General features: G+C 51.8%; 16 protein-coding genes and 1 CRISPR repeat array (1 of these 17 only partly in view). Of the genes, 11 read left to right on the top strand and 5 right to left on the bottom strand.

Going from position 1 to position 23,128, the window contains the following annotated elements:
* Positions 1 to 1,939: direct repeats of the CRISPR family, unit length 36 nt; unit sequence GTTTCCAACTATTCCGAATTAACCCATTCGGTAGGG (it extends 1,532 nt beyond the left edge of the window).
* A gap of 221 nt (positions 1,940 to 2,160) precedes the next feature.
* The 3 genes from cas2 to LEPTO7104_RS0129875 all read right to left on the bottom strand — a co-directional run bounded on the left by cas2 (position 2,161) and on the right by LEPTO7104_RS0129875 (position 5,518).
* Entirely contained in the window at positions 2,161 to 2,436 is a 276-nt protein-coding gene (gene cas2 / locus LEPTO7104_RS0129865; protein ID WP_017302243.1) for a CRISPR-associated endonuclease Cas2, read from the bottom strand.
* Complete coding sequence (cas1, locus tag LEPTO7104_RS0129870) at positions 2,436 to 4,541, bottom strand: CRISPR-associated endonuclease Cas1 (protein WP_017302244.1); 2,106 nt, start codon at positions 4,539 to 4,541, stop codon at positions 2,436 to 2,438. Before cas1 ends, cas2 begins: the two co-directional genes overlap by 1 nt.
* 137 nt (positions 4,542 to 4,678) lie before the next feature.
* The gene (locus LEPTO7104_RS0129875) at positions 4,679 to 5,518 is read right to left on the bottom strand and encodes a hypothetical protein (RefSeq protein ID WP_017302245.1); all 840 of its coding nucleotides are present in this window, start codon (positions 5,516 to 5,518) and stop codon (positions 4,679 to 4,681) included.
* Between the two features lie 322 nt (positions 5,519 to 5,840).
* On the opposite strand from LEPTO7104_RS0129875, the gene LEPTO7104_RS36170 reads away from it, so the two are divergent.
* The 6 genes from LEPTO7104_RS36170 to LEPTO7104_RS0129905 all read left to right on the top strand — a co-directional run bounded on the left by LEPTO7104_RS36170 (position 5,841) and on the right by LEPTO7104_RS0129905 (position 13,175).
* Positions 5,841 to 7,658: a type III-B CRISPR-associated protein Cas10/Cmr2 gene (locus LEPTO7104_RS36170; protein ID WP_040697961.1), complete on the top strand. Its 1,818-nt coding sequence runs from the start codon at positions 5,841 to 5,843 to the stop codon at positions 7,656 to 7,658.
* Between the two features lie 2 nt (positions 7,659 to 7,660).
* Entirely contained in the window at positions 7,661 to 8,890 is a 1,230-nt protein-coding gene (locus tag LEPTO7104_RS36175) for a type III-B CRISPR module-associated Cmr3 family protein (protein ID WP_017302247.1), read from the top strand.
* Positions 8,891 to 8,935: 45 nt separating this feature from the next.
* Positions 8,936 to 9,985 carry an RAMP superfamily CRISPR-associated protein gene (locus LEPTO7104_RS0129890; protein WP_017302248.1) on the top strand — a complete coding sequence of 350 codons (1,050 nt, stop codon included), beginning with the start codon at positions 8,936 to 8,938 and terminating at the stop codon, positions 9,983 to 9,985.
* 18 nt (positions 9,986 to 10,003) lie between these two features.
* Positions 10,004 to 10,441 carry a hypothetical protein gene (locus LEPTO7104_RS0129895; RefSeq protein WP_017302249.1) on the top strand — a complete coding sequence of 146 codons (438 nt, stop codon included), beginning with the start codon at positions 10,004 to 10,006 and terminating at the stop codon, positions 10,439 to 10,441.
* A 92-nt stretch (positions 10,442 to 10,533) separates the two neighbouring features.
* Positions 10,534 to 12,354: an RAMP superfamily CRISPR-associated protein gene (locus LEPTO7104_RS0129900; protein WP_083887216.1), complete on the top strand. Its 1,821-nt coding sequence runs from the start codon at positions 10,534 to 10,536 to the stop codon at positions 12,352 to 12,354.
* A gap of 245 nt (positions 12,355 to 12,599) precedes the next feature.
* Entirely contained in the window at positions 12,600 to 13,175 is a 576-nt protein-coding gene (locus LEPTO7104_RS0129905) for a Uma2 family endonuclease (protein WP_017302251.1), read from the top strand.
* Between the two features lie 139 nt (positions 13,176 to 13,314).
* On the opposite strand, the gene LEPTO7104_RS40780 is transcribed toward LEPTO7104_RS0129905, so the two are convergent.
* Positions 13,315 to 13,569, bottom strand: a complete 255-nt coding sequence (locus LEPTO7104_RS40780) for a hypothetical protein (RefSeq protein ID WP_155524001.1) — start codon at positions 13,567 to 13,569, stop codon at positions 13,315 to 13,317.
* A 96-nt stretch (positions 13,570 to 13,665) separates the two neighbouring features.
* Between LEPTO7104_RS40780 and LEPTO7104_RS0129910 the strand changes: the two genes are divergently transcribed.
* Positions 13,666 to 13,908 carry a helix-turn-helix domain-containing protein gene (locus LEPTO7104_RS0129910; RefSeq protein WP_017302252.1) on the top strand — a complete coding sequence of 81 codons (243 nt, stop codon included), beginning with the start codon at positions 13,666 to 13,668 and terminating at the stop codon, positions 13,906 to 13,908.
* A gap of 197 nt (positions 13,909 to 14,105) precedes the next feature.
* On the opposite strand, the gene LEPTO7104_RS0129915 is transcribed toward LEPTO7104_RS0129910, so the two are convergent.
* Positions 14,106 to 14,294 (bottom strand): hypothetical protein, encoded by a 189-nt coding sequence (locus LEPTO7104_RS0129915; protein WP_017302253.1) that lies wholly within the window; start codon positions 14,292 to 14,294, stop codon positions 14,106 to 14,108.
* Positions 14,295 to 14,643: 349 nt separating this feature from the next.
* On the opposite strand from LEPTO7104_RS0129915, the gene LEPTO7104_RS0129925 reads away from it, so the two are divergent.
* From LEPTO7104_RS0129925 to LEPTO7104_RS36180, 4 genes are all read left to right on the top strand, one after another.
* On the top strand, positions 14,644 to 17,466 hold the full coding sequence (locus tag LEPTO7104_RS0129925) for a DDE-type integrase/transposase/recombinase (RefSeq protein ID WP_155524002.1): 2,823 nt from the start codon (positions 14,644 to 14,646) through the stop codon (positions 17,464 to 17,466).
* Positions 17,466 to 18,605, top strand: coding sequence for an ATP-binding protein (locus LEPTO7104_RS0129930; RefSeq protein WP_017302256.1), 1,140 nt, complete (start codon positions 17,466 to 17,468; stop codon positions 18,603 to 18,605). Before LEPTO7104_RS0129925 ends, LEPTO7104_RS0129930 begins: the two co-directional genes overlap by 1 nt.
* A gap of 110 nt (positions 18,606 to 18,715) precedes the next feature.
* A complete protein-coding gene (locus tag LEPTO7104_RS43945) occupies positions 18,716 to 19,456 on the top strand; it encodes a TniQ family protein (protein ID WP_225887141.1) in 741 nt (246 codons plus the stop codon).
* A gap of 1,621 nt (positions 19,457 to 21,077) precedes the next feature.
* The gene (locus LEPTO7104_RS36180; protein ID WP_155524003.1) at positions 21,078 to 23,081 is read left to right on the top strand and encodes an AMP-dependent synthetase/ligase; all 2,004 of its coding nucleotides are present in this window, start codon (positions 21,078 to 21,080) and stop codon (positions 23,079 to 23,081) included.
* Positions 23,082 to 23,128 lie beyond the last annotated feature (47 nt).

Below are 23,128 nucleotides of genomic sequence, written 5' to 3' on the forward strand. Positions count from 1 at the left end.
CTATTCCGAATTAACCTATTCGGTAGGGCCCCACCGCAGCAAGCTCAAAAAGCTGGGCTTCACCGTTTCCAACTATTCCGAATTAACCCATTCGGTAGGGAACACCGACTACCGCATGTACCCTACGCCTCGGTTTGTTTCCAACTATTCCGAATTAACCCATTCGGTAGGGCTTTTAAGTGAGTGTCCATCTTCCTTTGAATTGATGATTGAAGGTGTTTCCAACTATTCCGAATTAACCCATTCGGTAGGGGACTCACATTCGCGGCGATCATCCGATTAACCCTACAAGTAGTTTCCAACTATTCCGAATTAACCCATTCGGTAGGGGTCTTGGCAGATCGATCAAATATACATCGATGACGACCTAGAGTTTCCAACTATTCCGAATTAACCCATTCGGTAGGGTTCTCTGAAATCCTGCACGACGCCCGGCAAGTTGTAGATGGTTTCCAACTATTCCGAATTAACCCATTCGGTAGGGCGATCGCCACAATAGATCCCAAAATCTGTACATTGTCAAGTTTCCAACTATTCCGAATTAACCCATTCGGTAGGGTATCGACGAGGCAATGAGACTGATCAATGGTCGGGAGTGTTTCCAACTATTCCGAATTAACCCATTCGGTAGGGAAATACCGATAACGGCGAACTGCCTGCTGAAGCTATTCCCGGGTTTCCAACTATTCCGAATTAACCCATTCGGTAGGGTATCCCGAACGTGACGTCGAAAATGATCGCCCACCGTATATAGTTTCCAACTATTCCGAATTAACCCATTCGGTAGGGTAGACCTAAATCAAATCAATCAACTTAATGCAGAGACTCCGTTTCCAACTATTCCGAATTAACCCATTCGGTAGGGTTCCGCTCTGTTTTCCGCTGCTGCTATCCTGTCTTTGGTTTCCAACTATTCCGAATTAACCCATTCGGTAGGGTCACAGGAGATGAACAAGCGTACTTCGATATGGAGTGTTTCCAACTATTCCGAATTAACCCATTCGGTAGGGTGTTGCCATGTTTGCGGCAGGTGTGATGAAGCTTTTTGTTTCCAACTATTCCGAATTAACCCATTCGGTAGGGGTTGCTTCTGCTCTAACTGCTGCTGCTATCCTGTCAGTGTTTCCAACTATTCCGAATTAACCCATTCGGTAGGGAATCGACTGTCAATCTGGCAGTATATACTGCAACTGGTGTTTCCAACTATTCCGAATTAACCCATTCGGTATGGTATTGCGATCTTTGACACCGGCGTGTCGCCCAAGGTTGCCTACAGTTTCCAACTATTCCGAATTAACCCATTCGGTAGGGTAGAAGTTTATGCCGAAGAGCAATTCATCAATCTAGAGCGTTTCCAACTATTCCGAATTAACCCATTCGGTAGGGCGTGGCATGGGAGACAACAGCTCATCTGATTGGTGCGTACGCGTTTCCAACTATTCCGAATTAACCCATTCGGTAGGGGCTCAGATCGATGGCCGTGTCGCCGCTGACATTGACCCTGTTTCCAACTATTCCGAATTAACCCATTCGGTAGGGAGCCTCGGGCCGACCTCAAGCTAAGTCTGCCAAGACACCTAAGGCCCGCAAACAAAAGGCGTTTCCAACTATTCCGAATTAACCCATTCGGTAGGGTGTTGCTTTCAACGCTGCGGCCTGGACAGATGAGACCAAGTTTCCAACTATTCCGAATTAACCCATTCGGTAGGGCACCGCTAACACCGGAGCAACAGGCACTCGAGGATTTAGCAGGTTTCCAACTATTCCGAATTAACCCATTCGGTAGGGCCCTAGTGCTGGCTGAAGGCGAATTCTTCAGCGCAGAGTTTCCAACTATTCCGAATTAACCCATTCGGTAGGGCATGATTGGAGCAGCCATTACAAGATTCACAAACGATCCAGTGTTTCCAACTATTCCGAATTAACCCATTCGGTAGGGTGCGCCATTCTGGAATCCAGGTGTAGAGCGGGTTTTACCCCCCTCAAAAGGCACATTAGCATTTTAGCAGTGATCTCAAGCTCTGGAACATCAACTTGGCAGGCTCCAAACTCTTGCAGTGCAAGGGTTTGGCACATGAGAACGAGAGAATGCGGGTTTCAGCCGATCTGGCTAATGTGCCCCGCAACTTGCTCAAAAGTAGAAAATACTGCCCTCAAGCCCTACACAATGTAGTAGCTAGGCGGCTCTTCAATGGGTGGGTGCCCGATAGCCAGGGAGCGCTTGAACGAGTCCGGCGTAATCCAATACAGCCGCACGCTGTCTTCCTCAGGCTTCACCCGCTGCTGTATTGCCGCGTGGAGCTTCTGCATCTTTTTGAGATCCATAAAACACTCAAACACCGAGTACTGCACCCGCCGTCCGTACCCTTCTAAAAAAGTGGCCAGCTTAGTACGACGCTTGTCGTCAGGGATGTCGTAAACTACCAGTACCAGCATTATCTCATCCGCTCAAACGCCTTGTAGGGTTGGTTACCCAGTACCGCTCGCTTGTACCGCTTCACCTGCAGCTGTATCACTCGACGATAGCTCACAGGTTCCTTAACATCCGGGTGCGTCACCTTTTCGGTAATGCGCTGCTCGAAGTGCCGCAAAAACACCCGCCGAGCCGGGTCAGTCAGGTACACGCCGTTATTTTCCTTCGGCCAGCTAAAGTCTGTAGGCCGAATAATCTTTTGGTTGATCAACCGCATCACCAGGGCATCCACCACTGGCGACCTAAACTCCTCCATCAGGTCAAACGCCAGATACGCTTTTTGCCGCTCGGCTCCGTGCAGGTGGCCCAGGTAGGGGTTTAGCCCCTCCACCAGCAGCAGGCTAAACACATTGTTAAACAGCAGCGTATAGCCAAAACTCAGCAGCGAGTTTACCGGGTCGGTGGGCGGGTGAAAGTTGCGCCCCGCCCAGCTAAAGCCAGGGTTGGTAATCAGCGGGCCAAAGGTTTGAAAATATTCGCTCGCCCCGTTGCCCTCATAGCCGCGAATCTGCTCCAGCGACAGGGGCGCATCCCCCGCCAGCGTCGTCAGCGCCCCATCGAGCCGCTCGATGGCGGTACGCACCTCGGCAAACTGGCGCTTGCGATTTTGCCGCAGCAAAAAAATCTTCGAGTTCCACAGCTTGCCGTAGACCACCGCCCGCGCGGTGGTGCAACCAAAGGCCTCGTCGTGCTGGCGGGCAAACTGCTCGGCCTCGGCAGTGAGATCGGTAATTTCGGCGCTCCACAGGTGGCCCTTGTAGTCGCCCAACTGGCTGAGAAAAATCACCGGAATCTGCTGCTGTAAACAGGCGGCAATCACCGCCGTGGTGAGCTGCACATTGCCAAACAGCAAAATGCGCTCGACCTCTGCCAGCGGAATTTCGAGACTGTCTTTGGCGCGGGGAGCTTTGAGCACCAGCCGCCCCTGGTCTTTGTGCAGGTAGGCCCCCTGCTCGACAACATAGAGACTAGACATGCCATTTCTCCAGGTGATTTCTTGAGACTCAAGGGCGACCCGCACATCGGCCCGCACCTGGTAGCCCAGCACCACAAACAGCGGCGGCGGTATGGGCTGCTGCGACCGCTTTAGCGCTTCCACCAGGGCCTGCTGTATAGCGGTGCTCTGGGCTGGGCCATCGGCATAGGTCAGCTTCATGGTGCTCCCCTCTCCCAAATTGGGAGAAGGGTTGGGGGTGAGGGCCTGAGGGCGTCTTGGCGACAGCGGCACCACCACATCTCCGGCAAAGGCGTGGCCCAAAAACCGAAAGCCGCGATCGAAGGTAGTGATCTGGGTCTTATTGGGATGCAGGCTTAACCCCATGCCCTCCAGCAGTTGGGCCACATAGGTTTGTGCTTCTACCAGTCGTTGCTGAGTACGGGCCAGCACGACAAAATCGTCGGCATAGCGCACCAGTTTGTGCCCGGCCTGGGTGAGCAGCTCATCAAAGTCATCCAGATACACGTTCGCCAGCAGCGGCGATATGGGTGAGCCCTGGGGCACACCGCAGGTGGGCAGCAAAATGCCCTCGCGGGTCAGGGTGCCAGCGGTGATCCAGCCCTGCAGCAGGGCCAAAACCCAGGGCTGGTTGAGCCGTTCTTTCACCTCGGCCAGCAGCCGGGGATGCTGCAGGGTGTCGAAGTATTTGACAATGTCGGCATCGAGCACCCAGTCGTAGCCCCGGCTGCGCCAGTGGGCCACCCGCTCAACAGCCATGCGGTGAGAGCGACCGGGCCGGTAGGCGTAGCTCTGGGGCTCAAACTCGACCTCAAACACCGGGTGTAGCACCTGGAGCAGGGCTTGTTGAACGATGCGATCGCGCACGGTGGGCACCCCCAGCTCGCGCCAGCCGCCCGACTTTTTAGGAATAAAGAACTGTCGCAGGGGCAGGGGGCGATAGGTGCTGGTCGCGACCTGCTGTAAAAGCCGAGTCAGGTTTCGCGACTTGTGCAGCCCAAAGGCATAGATGGTTTCGCCATCGACCCCGGCGCAGCCCTGGTTGGTGGCCACTTTGTCCCAGGCCAGCTCAAAGTTTGTGGGGTCAAGAAAGCGATTTTGTAGAGAGTTCATGGGAATCTCAGCGTCCCTCTCCCGGCGTGGGAGAGGGATTTAGGGAAAAGAGAAAGCTTGGTAATGAGTAACTCACGCCATGCCACATTCACCCTCCGTCCCCCAGCCCCTGCCTCCCAGGTCGGGAGGCAGGGGAGTTATGGCCTCCGGCGTCGCCGCTTTATGGGCCTGAGGCGGTACGACACATCCACCGCCATGAGCTGATTGGGGTAGATCTGGCTGATGTATTGCAGGGGGCGATCGGGGGTGGCGCAGGCGAGCAAGATACCGGCGGTCATGCCCTTGGTGGCTCCGGTGTAGTCGGCGATTACCTCGGGTTCGGAGAGCCCCGCCTGGGTGGCGGCATCGGCGTAGATGGCATCGACCAGGCGCTGAATGTAGTTGGGGTCGTCGATCTGGTCGTCGGACACCAGCAGGCTGAGGGGTGGCTCGGACTGGTTAGGGTCAATTAAAAGATTGGGGCCGTAGTGGACTTTTAAGGTTTGGGTGATGCCCTCGACGGCGAGACGGCTGACCAGCTGATTGGCGTAGGGCAGCGACTTGTCGGTACAAATTAGCCAGCAGTGGCGCAGATGGGGGAGGTGCCCCTGGTTCCAGTGGTAGCGAATGGCGACTTCGGCGGGGGAGTCATCGGTGGGACTCATGGCCACGATCAGCCCCGGATAGATTTTGGTTAGCTTGGTGACATTGGCCTGGGGTGTTTCTGTCGGTATCGCTCCTATGCGGTACAGCAGTGCCTTAATCCAGCTGGGAATATCGGTGAAGTAGATCAGCAGCAGCAGCCCGACCAGTAGCGCCACGGGCAGCAGCGCCTGGCTCCACAATGGCCAGCGGGTAGTGTAGGTGTTGATCAAATTCCACAGGAACTCGGTCACCCCGTCGGAGACGAAGTTGATCACCATGGTTGCCGCTAAAAAAAGGGCAAACAGCTTTTTGGTGGGGTTGTTAAGGGCCTCGATCAGACGGCTGTAGTTCATGGAGTGGCCGGGTAAAGGCAGGTAACGTTTAGAAGTTGAACCGAAGATTTACTTAAATTTGCCATCTTTGGCAGAAAACGCGACTAGGGTTGCACAAAGTTTGCCCCCCTGACTCTCAAAGTTCTTCTCTTGCCCTGGAAGAGAGGCTCGGGAGAGGGATTATTGCGGCTAGCTTTGCCTTCTATCCCCTGTCCCCTGCCTGCCGCCCTGGGAGGCAGAGAAGTAAGCCTGACTCTATTCAATCCTGCTTCTGGAAGACCCTGCTTCCAGGTACCCGCTAGGGTAGGGCACAACAGCGACGTTTCACAGAGCCAAATACCCCATGACGGCCTCTCTTTACACCGCTATAACCTTTGCCCCAGTGCAGGGGTTTATCGAGAAATCGCGCAAGCTGCGCGACCTGTACGGCAGTTCGTTCATTTTGTCGTACTTATCAGAGCGGATTTGTCAGGCCGCCCAGCGCTACCTCAACCCTGGTGTGCCCATTGACCAACTGCGCTGGCCCGACGATCCGATCGTCTCTCCGGCGCTGATTGCGATTACCCAAGGAGTACCCAACCAGATTTTAATTCGGGGTGAGTTTCCCAAAGATCGAGCAGAAAATGCCTTTAATCGAGCCTGGAGCGATGTGGTGCTGATCTGCCAGGCTTGGATTGAAGACGAAATCCCCAATCGAATCGATGGCACCCGCTGGGAATATGAGCACTGGCAGCGGATGTGGCAGGCCTGGATCAACCATGCCTGGGAGTTTTTTTGGGCTGTGGGCGACAGCGCTGACGATGCCAAGGAAGCGCTGAACGAACGTAAGTTTGCCCGCGCCTGGTGCGGTGTGAACTGGACAGGCGAAAGCTCTAGCCTCTCGGGCATTGACGGGCGAGCCTGGCCCCACATGGGCAAGCACCGTCCCTACTCGCGCCCCCAGGCCGATGAGGACAGGGAAGTGCGCGAGTTTTACGGCCAGCTGATGGCCAAACTGGATGAAGCCACCATCACCACCCGCGAGTTTTTGAGCATTCCAGAGTTGGTAAAGCGGCTGGTTACCTACGATCGTGTGGCCAACTACCGGCCTGATCCTCAGCGACCTCGGCGGCTACAGGTCGAAATTCCCCCCAGTTTTAGAGACCTAAACCGGCTGCTGAACCGGCCCGAAAATGACCAGACCCCAATAGAAAATGCCGAGCGGGCCGAGTCTGAAACTGTGAAGCGCTGGACCGGCTGGTTTCAAGGAGATGGCGATCGTGCTGGCAACTTTTTGGTAGGCAAACCCGACGATGTGCTGCACCGCTTTAGTCACAATATGCGCCAGTGGGGTGCCGGGCTCCAGCGTCAGATGCCCCCGGCCTACCGCCCCAACAAGCTTGACCCCGATGGCCGCATTATCTACGCTGGCGGCGACGACTTTTTGGGGGTGTTTTATCGCAACCAGGCGACCAGAGGCGACCCAGCCGACAGCCCGCCCATGACGCCCCTGGAGTGCCTGACCTGGTTTGAGACGTTTAAATCGCAGGTGTGGAGCCAGACCCAGGAGCCAATTACCGTCAGCGTGGGGTTTGTGTGGGCGGCCCCCAATGTGCCCCAGCGAGACGTGCTGCAGCACTGCCGTGAGGCCGAGCATGCAGCGAAGCAGGGCGGGCGCGATCGCATCGCCTGGCGCATTCTGTTCAACAGCGGCAACTACCTGGAGTGGGTCTGTCCCTGGTGGCTGCTGGAGGGAGATTTCTCCTCTTTGCCGGAGCCCCCTGAAGATCTGCCCACCACAGGGCTAGTGGCGGCCTACCGCGATCGGCGCGGTACACAGGGCTACGACAATCGCCCCAACTGGACTCATCTTTATAACGATGTGGCTACCCTCAAAGCTCGCCACGCCTTTCAGTCCACCGAAGTCGCGCTGGGGCTGATGAAGCTGTACTTTGGTGAACCCTATCGTGCGCTGCTGGCCAATCCCTCTTACTGGTTTAACCAGGAGGCCGATACTCCTGAAAAGACTCGGATCTTCAGTGGGGTGTTAGGCGATTGCAGCACCTACAGCACCCAAGCCGACATCGATCAAGCTCTTATCAACTGGGTAATTAACCTGGCCCAGGTGGGCTTTCATTTAACCCAAAGCTTTGAGACCCGTACCTACGCTCAGGCCGCTTAGCCATGCCGACCCTCGACTCTAGCAAAACTCCCAAACCGCCGCCGTTTCGATACCTACTGGCGATTCAACCCCTAGGGTTGCTCTACGGCAGCGCTGGCCCCTTTCTCTCTCCCGAAAATTTGGTAGGGCGAGCGGGCAGCCACTTTCCGCCCAGTGCGGCGACTCTCTCTGGGCTAGTGGCCGCCCACTACGCCCAACGCATCGCCGAGACTACGGGAGCTGCCAAAACTGAACTACAACAAGCGCTGCACGATCTACAACTGGCGGGCCCTTTTTGGACCCATAGCCAAACTCTGACCTCCAGCGGTCAAGACTTTTATGTGCCAACTCCGCTGACCTACTTAGTTGAGAAGGGCAGCACCGCAATTAGTCAGACCCTAGGCTGGCAGGCTCATCCCGACAAACCTCAGCGACTAGGGTGGCGTAACCAGCAGGGGCAGGTGCCGATCGGTAAGTTTGAGGCCAACACCTGGCTGCCGCTCAGCCAGTGGCACAAGCCCAAAACCGTTCAAAAGGCTCCCTGGAATTTTTTGACTCACCTGCACCCCCGGCTGGAGGCTGATCAGCGGCGAGTCGCCGTCCCGCCCCGTACCACTGAGCCAGACGCTGAAAATCTCGACCCCCAGGGCAGTCTGTTTCTCGAAAATTCGGTGCAGGTGCCCGACGATATTTACCTGGTTTATCTCTCTAATCAGTCTCTGGAGTCAGGTTGGTATCGCTTCGGCGGCGAGGGGCATATGGCCGAGGTCACCTGCTTAGAGTTGGACTCAAAAATTCAGCTGCTGCTGTCTGAGCCTGTGGGCACCACCTTTGCGTTGATTACTCCAGCCGTGTGGGGGTCTAACCGGCTTTCGACCCGTTACCCCGCGGCCTGGCAAGACTTAGTCGGAGAAACTACCGAGCAAGCATCAATGCTTACCGGCAAACCTGTTCCCTTTCGTTATCGACTGGGCAACCGCAAAAACGACCAGGGCCAAGATATACATCAACCCCACCAGCCTAAGCAGCTGTCTCGGGGCCGCTATGCCGTCCCGGCAGGCACGGTCTATCAGCTCAGTACTGAGCAACCCTGCTGGTATGACTGGGAAACAGATTGGTTTCCTTGCGAAGGCCCCTCGCTCAAGCGCTGGGGCTGCGGTCTGGCCCTGGCGCTGCCCGATGCGATAGCGGTCCCAGCCAGTGAAGCTGAAAGTGAGTTGGCCCAGCCTCCTGAAACAAGAATTGCCAGCTAGCCCTTCATCTCTCTTCCCTCTTTTGCCCTATCTCTTCTATTTCCCATGTATCACAAAGCCTACGGCATTATCGAAACCCTGGCCCCGCTCCATGTGGGAGCCAGTGCCGGAGAAGAAACCGGCAATCTCAACTTGATCTTTCGCGATCAGTTTACGCAGACAGGCATTATCCCCGGCAGCTCCATTCGTGGACGCTTTCGCGCCGATATGCGACTGCGACGGCAACAGTATCTGGAGTTTTCCTTGAAGGAAAAAGGAGTATCGCTACCCCCAGCGACAGAGAGGGAAATCCCAAATCCAGATAGGCCCGACAATCCGTTTCCTCGCCTCAAGTGGTTAGAACAAGAAGCCGCCAAGCATGACATCAAAGTTCCTCCACAAACTGATGAGAACCACTGGTATGGCCACCACGCTGTTGCCGGTCAGGAAGATGGTGGTACCACCGAAGCCTTCGTGAAATTTGAATATGCTTCTCTGGTGTGGATTCCAGTATTTTGCCCTGGACAACCTGTAGTTTGGGTAAGCTGTCCTCGTCTGTTGCGCCGCTTCAAGCAAATTACTGGCAAATCAGAGGAAATTCCAAGGCCAAAACCAAAGGCCGATGGTCAGCCCAAAACCTATCCGGCAAAATTGAGAGAACATCGAGACCGACTCTTTTTTAATCTGGGTTTTTTGGATGATTTGGAAATTGTTCAGGATCTGAACCAGTGGGTTCCCAAAGAATCAGAAATCCAGCCTGACAACCTGGTGGTAGTGGATGACCAAGATATCAGCATTATCCACGATATGGCTTTGTATCGCCAGACTCGAACCAAGCTGGAAGATGACGTTAAAAAGGTTGAAAACTTTTTTGGCTTTGAGGCTTTACCTGAAGACAGCATTCTAATCTTTCCTATCGCTATTAAAGATATCGTACCTGAATACGACAAAAGCACTGACACCGCAGAAGATGGCAGCGATCGCTGGAAACCTTTCAAAAAGCGCACCATGCGGGAGCTTTATTTTGGGGGTTTGGAATCTGTCGGTTGCGGTCACTGCGAAGTCATGCTGGGCGGTGAATATTTTGGTGACAAATCTAATAATCTAGAAGCATAGGAATAGGAGGGTAAGCATATGGGATGGCAAGCTTACGGGCTAGACAGAGAGGCGCAAAGATTAGTGATTGATGCTCTTGAAGTAGATCAAAAAGATCAAATTCAAGGCGAAAAATGCTTGCGCGAAGCTTACAAAATGAGGGAGTCCGTCGCCTATGGTCTTGAACGGTTTTGGGGAGAACATTTACGGCACCTGGATAAAGAGGGAAGAACAACTAAAAAATCTAAGTACTGGAAAGACGTTTGGGACACCCTAGCTAATATCCTCGATAAAGCTGATGTTAAACTCCCTGATGACTCCAACCCAAAAGCAATGGCCAAAAAACTTTGGGGAGAAAATCCGGTGGACTCCAGCGGTAAAACATTAACCTTGGAAGACCAAAGGTTAGCTTTAGCAGTACTCACACAGCTCTGTGATTGCTTAGTGTGGTGGACTCAGCGATATAAAACCACTTGATCCATGAGGCTATTAAATCAAGCACCGCAAATGTCAGATTAGCTTCATGATTTTTATCCAATGTCATATCAGTCTCAGAGGTAAAAGTTGTTATGCCTAAACCAAAGAAAACTCTAAAGGATTTAGGTGAAATTGCTCCACAGTTAGGCTTGGAAGTATCTAGACAAGAACCAATTCACGGTAGAAAAATTGAGTTTAAAGGAGATCAAGACCCTATGGAGGGTCTGCGAGAACCTCCTATGATGTACAGAGCGCAGGTAAAAGAACGTTGTAACCTTCAATTCGCAGGAGACAAGGGAAAAAATCCTCACCGCACTCAATGGATGAAAGAGTGGTTACAATCTTCGTCTACTTTGGATCCCAAGTACAAATATGTCTATGAAGAAGGAGGAGATAAAACTAAAACCCCGATTTATTCCTTCAAGTTGAAGTTTTCTTGCCGAGTATCTAGTAATTCTGGGCAAGACAGTATTCATCGTCCTGTTTTAGGGAAAGCTGGAATCCCTTATATTCCAGGTAGTAGCGTCAAAGGCTTGTTTAGGCGTTTACTCTATTCAGAAATCCTACCGCAAGAAGATAAAGATCTGGTTCAACTCTACTGTGGTAATGAAGAAGAGCCCGGCAAGCTACGTTTTCATGGGGCGTACCCGATAGGTAATTGGGCTAACCAGATTGTGGATGTGGTTCATCCTCAGCAAGCTCGTCAGGTGGCAGACAACACACCAGGTAGTGCTTTTGCCTTACTTAGTTTCTTTGAGCCTGAATTTTCCTTTGAGTTTAGCAGCGCTGACGAAGGGATAGACTGGAAAAAGGTTGAAACTTTGACCAGAGAGGCCCTGCGTTCGGGACTTGGAGGTAAAACCAGTACTGGCTATGGATTTGCAGATGCAGGCAAGCCTGGCTATGCTGATGCAGAACATCCAAACTACGCGAAAGCACATCACTTCAACCTCCAGGGTGTGGGCGTCAGCTCTCAATTGCTGAATGGCAACTCAGAATTTCGGCCTAATCTCTTCAAGGCTACTTTGAGAGGCCATCTCAAACGCCTGTTGGGAGGAGTTTGTAATGACATAAATAGAGTCAATCGACAAGTTGATTACTTTATGGGTAGCACAGAAGGAGAAGGCGCTATCCAACTGTTTTACAAGCTAAGTGCTTGGCAACTTGTTGAGCCTAAAAAAAGAAATGAAAAGCCTTTGAGCCCAGCAGCTCATACTGTACGAGGAACCCTTCATGTCTCCGCAAGCTCTGAAGCTGATCTTGATTTTCTGACAGAGGTGCTAAGGTTTGCCTACGTTATGGGAGGCTTTGGCAAATCCTGGCGCAGAGTTTGGCATAAGGATTTCAAGCAGGACTATACAAGATTTCATATTGGGTGTCATTGGACTTCAGAGAAGCCTAAATCGGAAGAAGGAAAGCAGCTTGTAGATGAAATTCAGCCTGTGACGACTAAGGATGAACTGACTGAGTTTTTGAACGACTTACATCAGCTTTGCCAAAACTGTCTCAGTCTTGCATCTGCGACTCCCATAATCCAGTGGAGAGAATCGTTCCATCCAGGCAGAGTGGCAGTTTATTGCAGCAGAGAGCTTGTTACCGGGTCGGCCGCAATTGACCTCTTCCATAACAATGTTTTCAAGACGACTCGCGCGATCGGCGGTAGAGATCCCCATCGAGAGCATCCACAAAAAGTTAGAGCGCCTGGCTACACTAGTCATGTCTGGCACCGTATGTTACCTATTGGCAAGGATGCTTCTGGGACAGACCAATTCCTTGAAATAGTGACAGTGTTTCACGGCGATAGCGATCGCCGTTCATGGATGAGAGAAGGCAGAAATCAGCTAAGACCTTTTTTAGAAGCTCTTGAGGGTTGCTTTATGACTCAAGCTTGGGGAGACCCCGTCAGGTTTTAGGTGCAGACATGTCTGAGATTACGTCCATGCCTACAAGCGTCAGCAAGATCTCTCAAATCAAGACTTAGAGACTTGCGCTGAGACTCAAGTCAGTATTTTTGAGTCTCAGTGCAAGCCACCATAGGCAGCCTGTTTCGCTGCCTATTCAATCGGTGCCGATACGCTGCAAAGGTAATAGCGATTCCGCCTGCCGATAGTCATTGCATTAAAATAGGCAAGCAGCTTTCCTGATTGGGGTTTTAGCAATGATCGCTGCCAGCCAAAACCATCCTCTAACTCCCCAGGTGTATTTTGAGTGGGAAGCTCAACAGCAGTTGCGGTATGAATATTTTGATGGGGAAGTCTTTGCAATGACCGACAGGTCGCTGCCCCATGCCGATATTGCGCTGAATATTGCCACTATTCTGCGCTCCCATCTACAATGGGGGTGCAAAGTTAGAAACTCAGATGCGAAAGTAGGTATTACCGACGCTGGACCCTTTGTCTACCCAGATGTCAGTGTTACCTGCGATGAGCGCGATCGCACTGCTCAGAAGTTCTCTCGATATCCCTGCTTGATTGTGGAAGTGGTTTCTCCCGACAGCGAGGCCTATGACCGAGGCAGAAAATTCGCTCAGTATCGCCGCCTGGAAACCTTAAAAGAGTATGTGTTGGTCGGCTCTAAGACTAAGACTGTAGATGTCTTTCGCCGTTATAACGAGGGCACGTGGACGTTCATCCCCTACAGCGAAGGTAATGACCTAGAACTCATTAGCTTAGAAATCACAGTTCCGGTAGACGCAATCTACGAAGATGTGGCACCAGAACCAATTGAATTCTGATGAGTTCACTTCTACAGCAAATGACCGCAAGCCCTACTGTAGCTGTAGGGCTCAATCAACCCACTAATAGATGGCCTTCTTTGACTATGCTAACTGAAGGCCCTTACAGATATCGCGATAAAGGCCTTCCAGGCTGCACTCAATCGACCCACACCCGCTTCATCAGGACTGTCATCACTTCACCTATCTTCCCTGTTGGCACTGGCGGACACCAGTCATTGGCTTCAGCAAAGCGGCGGCTATGCAAATCACGTATGACGGCTTTCACCCCTTCAGGAGAACTGGTAACGGTAATACGAACTGTTTCCTGATGTGGCTGCAGCATGAGATCTTCTTGCTCAAGAGGTTGCAGAGCCTGAGACTTTGTTCCAGGAGCTTGAAAATTGGACATCATAGTGGACACTCATTGGCTTACACAGCTATCATATCTTGCGTGTAAGCCATTAAGTGTCCATTTACGGAGTTTCTTCCCTCTGAGATCATTCAGGGCATGGGAAGAGCAGGATATGCCTTGAAAACGGTTCTAGAGACCTATGACATTAGCCAAAATAGGTTGGCAACGCTGCTAGGCGTTCGCCGCTCAGTGGTTTTTCGGTGGTTCCATGAGCAGCGCGACCCTACAGCTGAGACTGTAGCTGAGATCGTGAAGGCACTCAATTCTGTCAATCCTGAAGCGGCCCAGAATTTTATTAAGCTCTACCTAGGAGAGTTAACCGATCCTGAGGATTCGTGAGACTGGGGCATTCTATTTGCTCAAAGGATCTGCTCACATTTCTCTACTGCGGCTATGCATTCCTTCGGGCTTCCATGTCGCACTTTGCGTGGTGATGCGATCGCCACCCTCTCGTAACGATTTTGGAGCCATAAAGGAGACTCATGAGAGGCAAGGTGAGTCCCAGAAAAATAATGGTGAGTCTAGAAATATGATGACTACTTTTGAGCGGAGTTTTCCGCTATAGGCTTCTCGCTAATTGGTTGATTTTGCTTTGTTAACCAGTCTTTGATGGCGGCTTCTAGCGCATTCGACTGGCTAAGTTCCAGGCGTGCACAGGCCACCTCAAAAGCAATCTTGAGATCTTGAGGAATGCGCCCTCTGACTTCTCGGATAGTCTTGCCCATTGAGTTAAACCCGTACTTTATCTCCAAAACATCTTACGGTTTCCAAGGTTCACACCGAGCTAGCCTTTGGAAACAACGTTGTCTCCAAGGTTCCGAGTGATTTCCCGTGACGCTAGGTAAACAGTCCTAATGCCCATCACTTGTCGCATTATGCGATATCCCCTTCTGACGAGTATAAGGCCTATCTCTTGTCGGAGATAAGAGACAAAGTATGTGCAGCGGCAATTCTTCAAAACAAGCATTCGAGCTGTTGACCACTTGAGTTCCCAGTCACTCTTACGCTTCTCCATTCTCACTTTGAGCGCGCTTGAGCTATAGCGCTTTTGCGCGTTTGCGTCTACTATGATGTTTGGATATTTCTGCTGCACTTGGCAAAATGCTAACCGACTCAGATATTCGTATTTGGTACCACCAGCAAGGGCTCAGTCCTGATGCCCAGCAGCGTATTGAGTCCATACGCAACAATCCCCCTGCCCGAGCGGTGCAGGGCGGACGCAAAAACGTCTCTGGCCGCTACCCCAGCAAAAAGATGGGTGTGACCATTCAGTTCGAGTCTCACCGAGTTGAGCTAGCCCGCATCATCCAGCTAGAGTTTGATGACGAAGTTTTGGAATACTACGACCAGCCCCATGGCGGGGTAGAGCTGAGCTACAAAGCTAGGAGCGGGAGGCCTTGTCGCGTCGTCAGCACCCCCGATCTCTTTGTGATTAGAGCCAACGAGGCTGGTTGGGAGGAGTGCAAACCGGCGGCCGAGTTAGAGAAGCTGGCGCAGACCCAACCAAACCGTTACTGTCGCGACGAATATGGAGTCTGGCGCTGCCCACCAGGTGAGGAGTACGCCGCCCGATATGGCCTAGCCTTCCGGGTCTGGTCAGACGCCGAGGTCTCTTGGGAATTTCAAGACAATATATTCTGGCTAGATGACTACCTGAGGTTTGACAGCCCAGCCATTGAGCCGGCCACTGTATCAGCTGTGCAAAACCTAGTCGAAGAGCGAAGAGGGCTCTCCCTAGCCGAATTACTAGAGGCCAACACTGGGGCTACCCCAGACGACATTTACACCCTGATTGCTACCCGACAGATTTACGTTGATCTTTACAATGGCAGGCTTTCTAACCCTCACTCGGTCAAAGTCTTTCAAAGTGAGGCGATCGCCCTGGCCTACGTTCATGCCCAGCTGATTCAGTCTCCTACCTCCCCTGACGGGTTCCAGCGTATCAAAATCTCCATTGGCGTTAGGCTCAACTGGGATGGTGAAATTTGGGAGATTAGCAACACCGGAACTAACAAAACCTCGCTTCAGCGAGCTGATGGGCAGTTGGTCTCCCTCAATAACGAACAGCTCGATGCCCTGATTGATCGGGGGGACATCACCGCTGTCGATCAGGTAAGCCGCCATGACGAACTTGAAGCAGCCGTCAACGACATTCTGCTTCAGGCTAGCGCTAAAGCAATGGAAGATGCCTACGAGCGTTACCAGGTTATTCAACCTTACCTAGAGGAATCTGCGCCTACGTGCCCTACGAGAACAATCAAGCGATGGCGCGATCGCTATAGGGCAGCTGAGAGGGAATACGGCAATGGCCTCGTAGGGCTTATCCCCAACCGCCAATTACAGGGCAATCGAGTCCCTAAGATTAGCGCCGAAGTCCTGGCGTATATGGATTCCTACATCCAAAAGCACTACGAAACTATCAAGCAACAGAACGCCCACAGTATTTTCAAGACGTTTAAGACTGACTTTGCCGAAGAGCACCCTGACTGGGTATTTCCGTGCCGAGCTTCGTTTTATAGCGCGGTAAAGCGACGATCTGGAGCAGGGCAAACGCGATCGCGCCAGGGTAAGCGGGCCGCAATCCAAAAAGAGCCAATGTACTGGGAACTGACTGAGACCACCCCACGTCACGGCAGCCGCCCCTTTGAAATTGTCCATATTGACCATACTCCGATGGATATTGAGCTACTCAGCTCCTTGGAGTCACTGAGCCTATGCAATATCAGCGTTGACAAACTGAGCAAGCCCCATGAACTCGCTAACCAAGCTTGGCTCACACTGATGATCGACGCTTACAGTCGTCGCATTCTGGCAGCCTACGTGACCTATGAGTCGCCTAGCTACCGCACCTGCATGATGGTTATGCGCATCTGCGTAAGTCGTTTCAAGCGTCTACCCCAAAACATAGTCGTGGACAATGGCTCAGAATTTCACAGCATTCATTTCAATAACCTAGCTGCTTTCTACCAGATCACCCTCAAATACCGCCCTCCGGCTTTTGCCCGCTCTGGCACCTTGGTCGAACGGATGTTTGGCACTAATAACCAGGAGTTTTTGTACAACCTTCAGGGCAATACCCAAGGGAGGAAAAATCGGCAAACCACTAAAACCGTTGACCCTAAGCGAAATGCCTTGTGGAACTTGCCTGACCTCTACAAATTCCTTTGCGTCTGGTTGTACGAAGTCTACGACAGAGAAAAGCACCCAGCACTGGATCAGAGCCCTTGTGATGCCTATACCAGTGGTCTGGCGATCGGTGGACAGCGTGAACATCGTCGCATTGAGTTTAACGAGAATTTCAAAATTCTTACTCTAGCTGCCCCAAAACCAGGCACACGTAAAATTCAGCCTACCAGAGGAATCAAAATTTTCAATATTTGGTACTGGAATGATATTTTCCGTGATCCCATGCTAGAAAAACAAAAAGTCGAGGTGCGGTACGATCCTTTCAACATCGGAATTGCTTACGCATACGTACGAAATCAATGGGTTCAATGCACTTCTAGCTACTTTTCTGTTTTCAATAGCCGCACGGAAAAAGAAGTCCAATTAGCTAGCGAGGAAGTCAAAAAGCGAAAAAAACAGAGTAAAGAAAATACAGATATCTCTGACAGGGATATTGCTCAGTTTTTGAAAGATGTGGATAAACACGAAACCTTACTTAAGCAACGCCTCAAAGCGCTTGATAATCAAACTGTCCTCCAGGTAATTGAGGGTGGTCTTTCTGGAACCTTGTCTATACAACCTATCCAGGCTCTTGGTCCTGAAGAACTCCGTCTCACTGAGTTGTCAGATATGGAGCTACCAGGTATGAGACCAAAGAATTCACAAAATTTTTCAATAGTAGAGCCATGTATTGAAGACGAAGAAGAATTTGAAGATTATGGAGAATACTAATGACCGAAAAGAGCTACTTTCCAGAAAGGCTCCTAGAATCTTCAATCAAGGAACGTATTGACTACTTTAGAAACTTCACTGTAGCCCATCCTCTTTTGATTAAAGTCGCAGACAGATTGGTAGCAGCTTTAACGGACCCTGACGAATCAACAGTTATTTTTCTTTTTGGCCCATCTGGAGTCGGCAAAACAACCCTTCTCCTAAGAACAATTGAAAAGTTGATCGACCAATTCATGAAGGAGTATGAAGAGAATAAAGGAAGGGTTCTTTTCGCAGGTTTTGAGGCTCCTACACCAGATCTCCGGAATTTTAGTTGGAAGGACTTTTATATACGAGCACTCAAAGCGCTAGATGATCCCCTAGTTGATATTGAGGACCACTTAGTAGCACGCACATATCTTCATTCATCTACCAAGGCAGCGCTTCGCCTTCTGCTTGAAAGAAACTTAAAATACCGTCAACCAAAGCTTTTTTATATAGATGAAGCTCAGAATTTGGGAAGAGTTTCTACATCAAAGCATTTGAAGGATCAGTCAGAGTGTATCAAGTCAATTTCCAATTTAGGCCAGGTTCCTATTCTTCTGGTTGGTACTTATGAGCTTTTGCCTTTACAGGCCCTTAGTGGTCAACTCTGCCGTCGTAGCACAGAAATTCATTATCCTCGCTATCGCTTGGATAGTGCTAGTGATGTGAAGGCATTCAAAAATGTACTGTACAAATTTCAAAGGCATTTACCCTTGGAAGAAGAGCCAGATCTCATGGGTCACTGGGATTTTTGCTATGAGCGAAGCTTAGGATGCATTGGCATACTGAAAACTTGGCTTTTGAAAGCTCTGAAGGAAACATTACGTGGTAACAAAGATACATCTACCATCCAGCTGACTGACCTAGAGAAACATGCATTCTCCCTAAACGCTTGCTCTACTATGTTTCGCGAGATTTGTCAGGGAGAGAAAGCTCTACAAGATACCATCACCCGAGACTACTTCCGCATAGAGCTAGGACTTGAGCCAATCATCAGTATAGAACCTGATGTAAACAGTAATAAATCACCTGTAGCACAGCCCTCTCAACCAAGACGGGTAGGAGAGCCTAATCCTGAACGGCGGAAAGTTGGTGATGACAAAAATGCCAGCTAGAACATTCTGTTCAACCCTAGTCAGTAACGGATTGACTCTACCTAGATCCAACAATGCAGAAGCTTGATGTTCCAGGACCGAGTAAGCTCTTTTCGCTGAAGCCAGAAGGCATGGGCACCCCGCATTGTGAAAGCCTTGCTAGTTATGCCATGCGCCTAGCAGAAGCCCACTGCCTTGATGTAGGCGCTTTGATCTATCGGTTCATTCATCCTTTAACTGGGTCTGCATGGAAAGATTCTCGTTCTCAAAGAAGTGTCTACAGAATAGACAGAGCTGATCTAGGTAGTCTTACTCCTGCCCACGTTCACATTGGTAAGTGGCTTGACATGTCGAATGAAACCCAAGCCACTGTATCTGCACTAGCGGAGTTAACTAAGCGCCCAGATCTCCACCTGCTTACGACGCTTCCTCTGAAAGGATACGTAAAGAAGGATTCGGTCTTACGCTTTCAGCGTGCCTGGTGTCCTGTCTGTCACCAGGAGCAGAGGATTTCCGGGCAGCCAGTCCATGACTTACTGATTTGGTCTTTCCTTGACGTCTATGTGTGCCGCCGCCATGGACGGCGGTTGCGAACATCCTGCTACTGGTGCAGTTCTAAACAACCAATTCTTAGATTTTGGTCTCAGCCTGGTCAATGTGGAAGGTGCGGCATAGAGTTCGACACAGAGGATACGCGCTCTTACGGCCCAACCTTCGAGGAAGCTTGGAAAGCTGACGTCATAGGCGATCTGCTTTCCAAGTGGAACAAACTTGAACCCGGCAAACGAAAGAGACCTCCAACCCTTGAGAGAGTGCTGACCTCTAGCTATAGCACAGGGGATATAATGGAGAGTTTGCTTCCTCAACAGTGATGATGGAACTTTGTCTAGCATATTTTGTCTGCGTACCTTTTCTAGCATATTTTGTCCGTTTTGGACAAAATATGCTAGAAAGCACAATCTGTCGTCAGATTGGTCGACGCCGGAATAGTTGCGTACTATGCAAATTATCTGATGCCTGAAGCCCTTTCTGGAAGGCAGTTTCAGAGGCAATGCTTTTTCGCCGGACTAGATTTGGACTAAATCTCCAAACCTTCTCAAGACTTCCGTGGTGCATCTTGCAGTGCCAGGCCGAACCTTAAGGCTGAATGCCGTTTATAGGGTGAGCGCTATGGCTTCTGACATAGATCCGCCAGGCCTTTGCGGAATGGCTCCTTGCAATAGAGCAAATTAGACCCGTGGCATAAAGCAGGCCATCGCCTTACCCCAAGGGTAGTCGATGTACTGCGACTTGGCTCATGGGGCTACAAAGCAGCTCCTGGTAGATTGTCTTATCAGCAATCCACTCGTTATCACTGTAAGACCTAAAAAGAGGCTGATAAGTCTCGTTTTAAGGTTTACTAGTGACTTGACATAGTTCTATTGCACAAAAAGGCGTGAGTAGGGGGAGGCGCGATCGCGATCGCGCCTCCCCCTACTCAGATCAGATCCGCTGCCTAGAAAATATACTCTTGATATAAGTCTTTTAAGTCTTATATCAATACTTAGATTTGAATAGATGGGTCTTACCATGAGATCAAGGTGATCGGCATCTCAGAGCTGGCGGAAAATTTAGCCTTGGTCTAGGTGGGTGATCCCAGATGTCGAAAGCTCGTACTCGAAGACTGAAATACACTTGCCGTTCTAACTTCCCACCTCCCTGACTCCCCTGCTCCCTCGCGACTGGCAATAGTCCCCATACTTGTGCCGCAGTCTACTAGGTGCCCTAGTTTCTCCCCACCACAGAACCTATGAACAAAGTGCGCGCTAAGGAACGTTGAATATCCCCGTCTTTTTCCCAAGATCCCTAGGGATTTCGCGCCAGATCTTGCCGACCTTCTAGGTGTTTATGCATAGACAGAAGATCAACTGACTCAATCCTTAACAAAAATTATTTGCGATAGATTTGAATTATGAGTAGGCCAGATCTGGAAGGCTATAATAAGTAAAATAATGGGTGGACTAGCAGTGGTCTAAAGACCTTTTATACACCCTTTTACATTAGTGCTCGGCTCCCTTGGGTTGAACGCTAGGTTCACAGAGGCAATTGGCTTATAAAAGCTGCTGCACCAAATTCGAGCGATTTAATGCCATGAATCAGCTTAAATTGACTTTGAAATGATTAAATTGAGCGTTGTGCTTAGACAACAGCAGCGATTTTTATGGGTCTAGGTAGGTAATAGGCTGGGGAGTTTTTTGCTCCAACGCATCGAGCCTAATCCTATGTCATTGCCTCCGCGTTAAGTCAGACAAAATAGATGTCAGCCTGCTAGGGTGGGTTGCCTTTCTTTGCCCATTCTTTCTATTGACCAGTCGTTTGCGGCCGCAGGAAAACGTTTGGCGACGTATATAGGCCTGGCTGAAGAATCGACTGGCCAAATGACTCTGATTTTCCAATTTATAGGTGCGATCGCGCCGCCGGGCCGCATTCATATCCCTTCACCTCTCCGTCGCCATGACTACCCCAACCCTCCTTCACACCGCGATCGCAAGTCTTGCCAGCCCTGTGCTTCACCGCACCCTGCCGTCTCTGCTAGATGGAGCCTATGGCCCAGTTACTCCCAACGATCGCGCCCTCAGCCAGTGGCGCAAAGGCCAGTGGCAATCTCTATCGACCGACGCCTTTCGCCGCACTGTGGAGGAGTTGGCCCTGGGGCTAGAGGCCTTTGGCCTGCACCGGGGCGATCGCGTTGCCCTGATGATGCACAGCGATATGGGGTTTGCGATCGCCGATCTTGGCACCCTGCTGGCCGGTTTCGTCAACGTTCCCATCGACCTGACCCAGACCATTGAGAATATTTTGTTTATTCTCCAGGAGGTCGAAGCGCCCCTGCTGGTGGTATCTAACCTAGATCTGCTCGGTCAGATTCGGCCCTACCTGTGGGAAGTGCCCACCCTAAAAACCGTCATCGTCGCCGAGGTGCCGGAGGATTGGCAGGCCGATCAGCCCCTGAAAAGTGAAGCCTCAGCCTCAGACATAGCTCTACCACTACCGGCCCCAGAGGCCTGCTTGCAAATTCCCCATCTGCTCTGTGAGGTTCAGTCTCAGCCGCTGTGCCCGCCCGTGCCCATGCCCCAGGCGCTGCGGGTGTGCTCGCTGGCTGAGGTGAGCCGTTGGGGGCACCAGCGCTGGACGGCTGAGGCCGCTCAGGCTTTGGGGGATGCGATCGCCCCCTCGGACCTGGCCACCATCATCTACATTGCCAGCGCAACCAAGCGGCCCAAGGGGGTTATGCTCAGCCACGAAGCCATCTCCGCCAACGTGCTGGCCGCCTTTTCTAGCTATCCCAACCTCAGGGCCGGTCCCGAGGAGGTGGCCCTGCTGTTTTTGCCCCTCACCCACATCTTTGCCCGCGTGTTTTTGTACGGGCACCTGGCCTGGGGCCACAGCATTTACTTTTCTGACCCCAACCACCTGGTCAAACATCTGCGGCGCGTCAGACCTACCTTTTTAATTACGGTGCCCCGCCTGCTCGAAAAAGTGCGCGATCGCATCCTTGATCAAGCTCACCACCTCAGCCGCTTCGATCGGCGGGTGCTGCTGTGGGCCGTCAAACTCACCACCCGGTTCGACCCCAGCCAGCCGCCCCAGGGCCTCTACCGACTCCAGCTACAGCTGGCCGAACGGCTGGTATATCCCAAATGGCGCGAGGTATTTGGCGGCCGGCTCAAAGCCTGCATCTGCGGTGGGGCAGCCCTCTCCGGCGATCTGGTGCAGTTTTTCTCCGCCGCAGGGGTGCCCGTCTACCAGGGCTACGGCCTCACCGAAACCAGTGGCGTGCTCACCTACACCCGCGAGGGCCACAACCGCCCCGGCACCGTTGGCCTCCCCATTCCCGACGTAGAAATTGCCCTCGCCCCCGACCGGGAAATTCTGGTCCGCGCCCCCTTCTTAATGCAGGGCTACTACCATGACCCCGCCGCCACCAGCGCTGTTCTCACCCCCGACCGCTGGCTGCGCACGGGCGATTTGGGTCAGGTTGACCCCGATGGCTTTCTCACCATTACCGGCGTAAAGAAACCTCTGTTCAAACTCTGCACCGGCAAATACGTCTCCCCCCGCCCCCTTGAGGAAGAACTCACCGCCTCCCCCCTAGTCGCCCAGGCCATCACCGTCGGAGCCAATCGCAAGTTCTGCGCCATGGTAATCGTCCCTGATTTAGCTGCCCTCTGCCACCAGGCCCAGGTGCGGGAACTCGACACTACCCAGCCCGATTGGTGGCGCCATCCTCGGATTACCGCCCTCTACCAAAGCCTGATCGACAGCGCTAATTGCCACCTGCCCTACTGGGCTACCGTGCGGAAGTTTGCTCTGATTGCCGCCGAACAGCTTGAGAGCGAGGGATTGGCGAAAGCCGTTGAGGGGCTGTATGGCGATGGGGGCGGTCGAGGGGATAGGGGAGATGGGGGAGATGGGGAGGTTTGTCCGGTTTATGCGCGATCGCTGATGCGGTACTAAGGCAAGGTTTGAGTTTTGAATTTTGAGTTTTAAGTTAGGAGGTTGTT

It is taken from the genome of Nodosilinea nodulosa PCC 7104, assembly GCF_000309385.1.
Classification (GTDB): domain Bacteria; phylum Cyanobacteriota; class Cyanobacteriia; order Phormidesmidales; family Phormidesmidaceae; genus Nodosilinea; species Nodosilinea nodulosa.

Coding starts and splice junctions, on each gene's coding strand:
- LEPTO7104_RS36170 (WP_040697961.1), top strand. CDS start 5,841: ATGACGGCCTCTCTTTACACCGCTATAACCTTTGCCCCAGTGCAGGGG.
- LEPTO7104_RS0129890 (WP_017302248.1), top strand. CDS start 8,936: ATGTATCACAAAGCCTACGGCATTATCGAAACCCTGGCCCCGCTCCAT.
- LEPTO7104_RS0129915 (WP_017302253.1), bottom strand. CDS start 14,294: ATGGGCAAGACTATCCGAGAAGTCAGAGGGCGCATTCCTCAAGATCTC.
- LEPTO7104_RS0129875 (WP_017302245.1), bottom strand. CDS start 5,518: ATGAACTACAGCCGTCTGATCGAGGCCCTTAACAACCCCACCAAAAAG.
- cas1 (WP_017302244.1), bottom strand. CDS start 4,541: ATGAACTCTCTACAAAATCGCTTTCTTGACCCCACAAACTTTGAGCTG.
- cas2 (WP_017302243.1), bottom strand. CDS start 2,436: ATGCTGGTACTGGTAGTTTACGACATCCCTGACGACAAGCGTCGTACT.
- LEPTO7104_RS40780 (WP_155524001.1), bottom strand. CDS start 13,569: ATGATGTCCAATTTTCAAGCTCCTGGAACAAAGTCTCAGGCTCTGCAA.
- LEPTO7104_RS43945 (WP_225887141.1), top strand. CDS start 18,716: ATGGGCACCCCGCATTGTGAAAGCCTTGCTAGTTATGCCATGCGCCTA.
- LEPTO7104_RS0129900 (WP_083887216.1), top strand. CDS start 10,534: ATGCCTAAACCAAAGAAAACTCTAAAGGATTTAGGTGAAATTGCTCCA.
- LEPTO7104_RS0129910 (WP_017302252.1), top strand. CDS start 13,666: ATGGGAAGAGCAGGATATGCCTTGAAAACGGTTCTAGAGACCTATGAC.
- LEPTO7104_RS0129930 (WP_017302256.1), top strand. CDS start 17,466: ATGACCGAAAAGAGCTACTTTCCAGAAAGGCTCCTAGAATCTTCAATC.
- LEPTO7104_RS36180 (WP_155524003.1), top strand. CDS start 21,078: ATGACTACCCCAACCCTCCTTCACACCGCGATCGCAAGTCTTGCCAGC.
- LEPTO7104_RS36175 (WP_017302247.1), top strand. CDS start 7,661: ATGCCGACCCTCGACTCTAGCAAAACTCCCAAACCGCCGCCGTTTCGA.
- LEPTO7104_RS0129895 (WP_017302249.1), top strand. CDS start 10,004: ATGGGATGGCAAGCTTACGGGCTAGACAGAGAGGCGCAAAGATTAGTG.
- LEPTO7104_RS0129905 (WP_017302251.1), top strand. CDS start 12,600: ATGATCGCTGCCAGCCAAAACCATCCTCTAACTCCCCAGGTGTATTTT.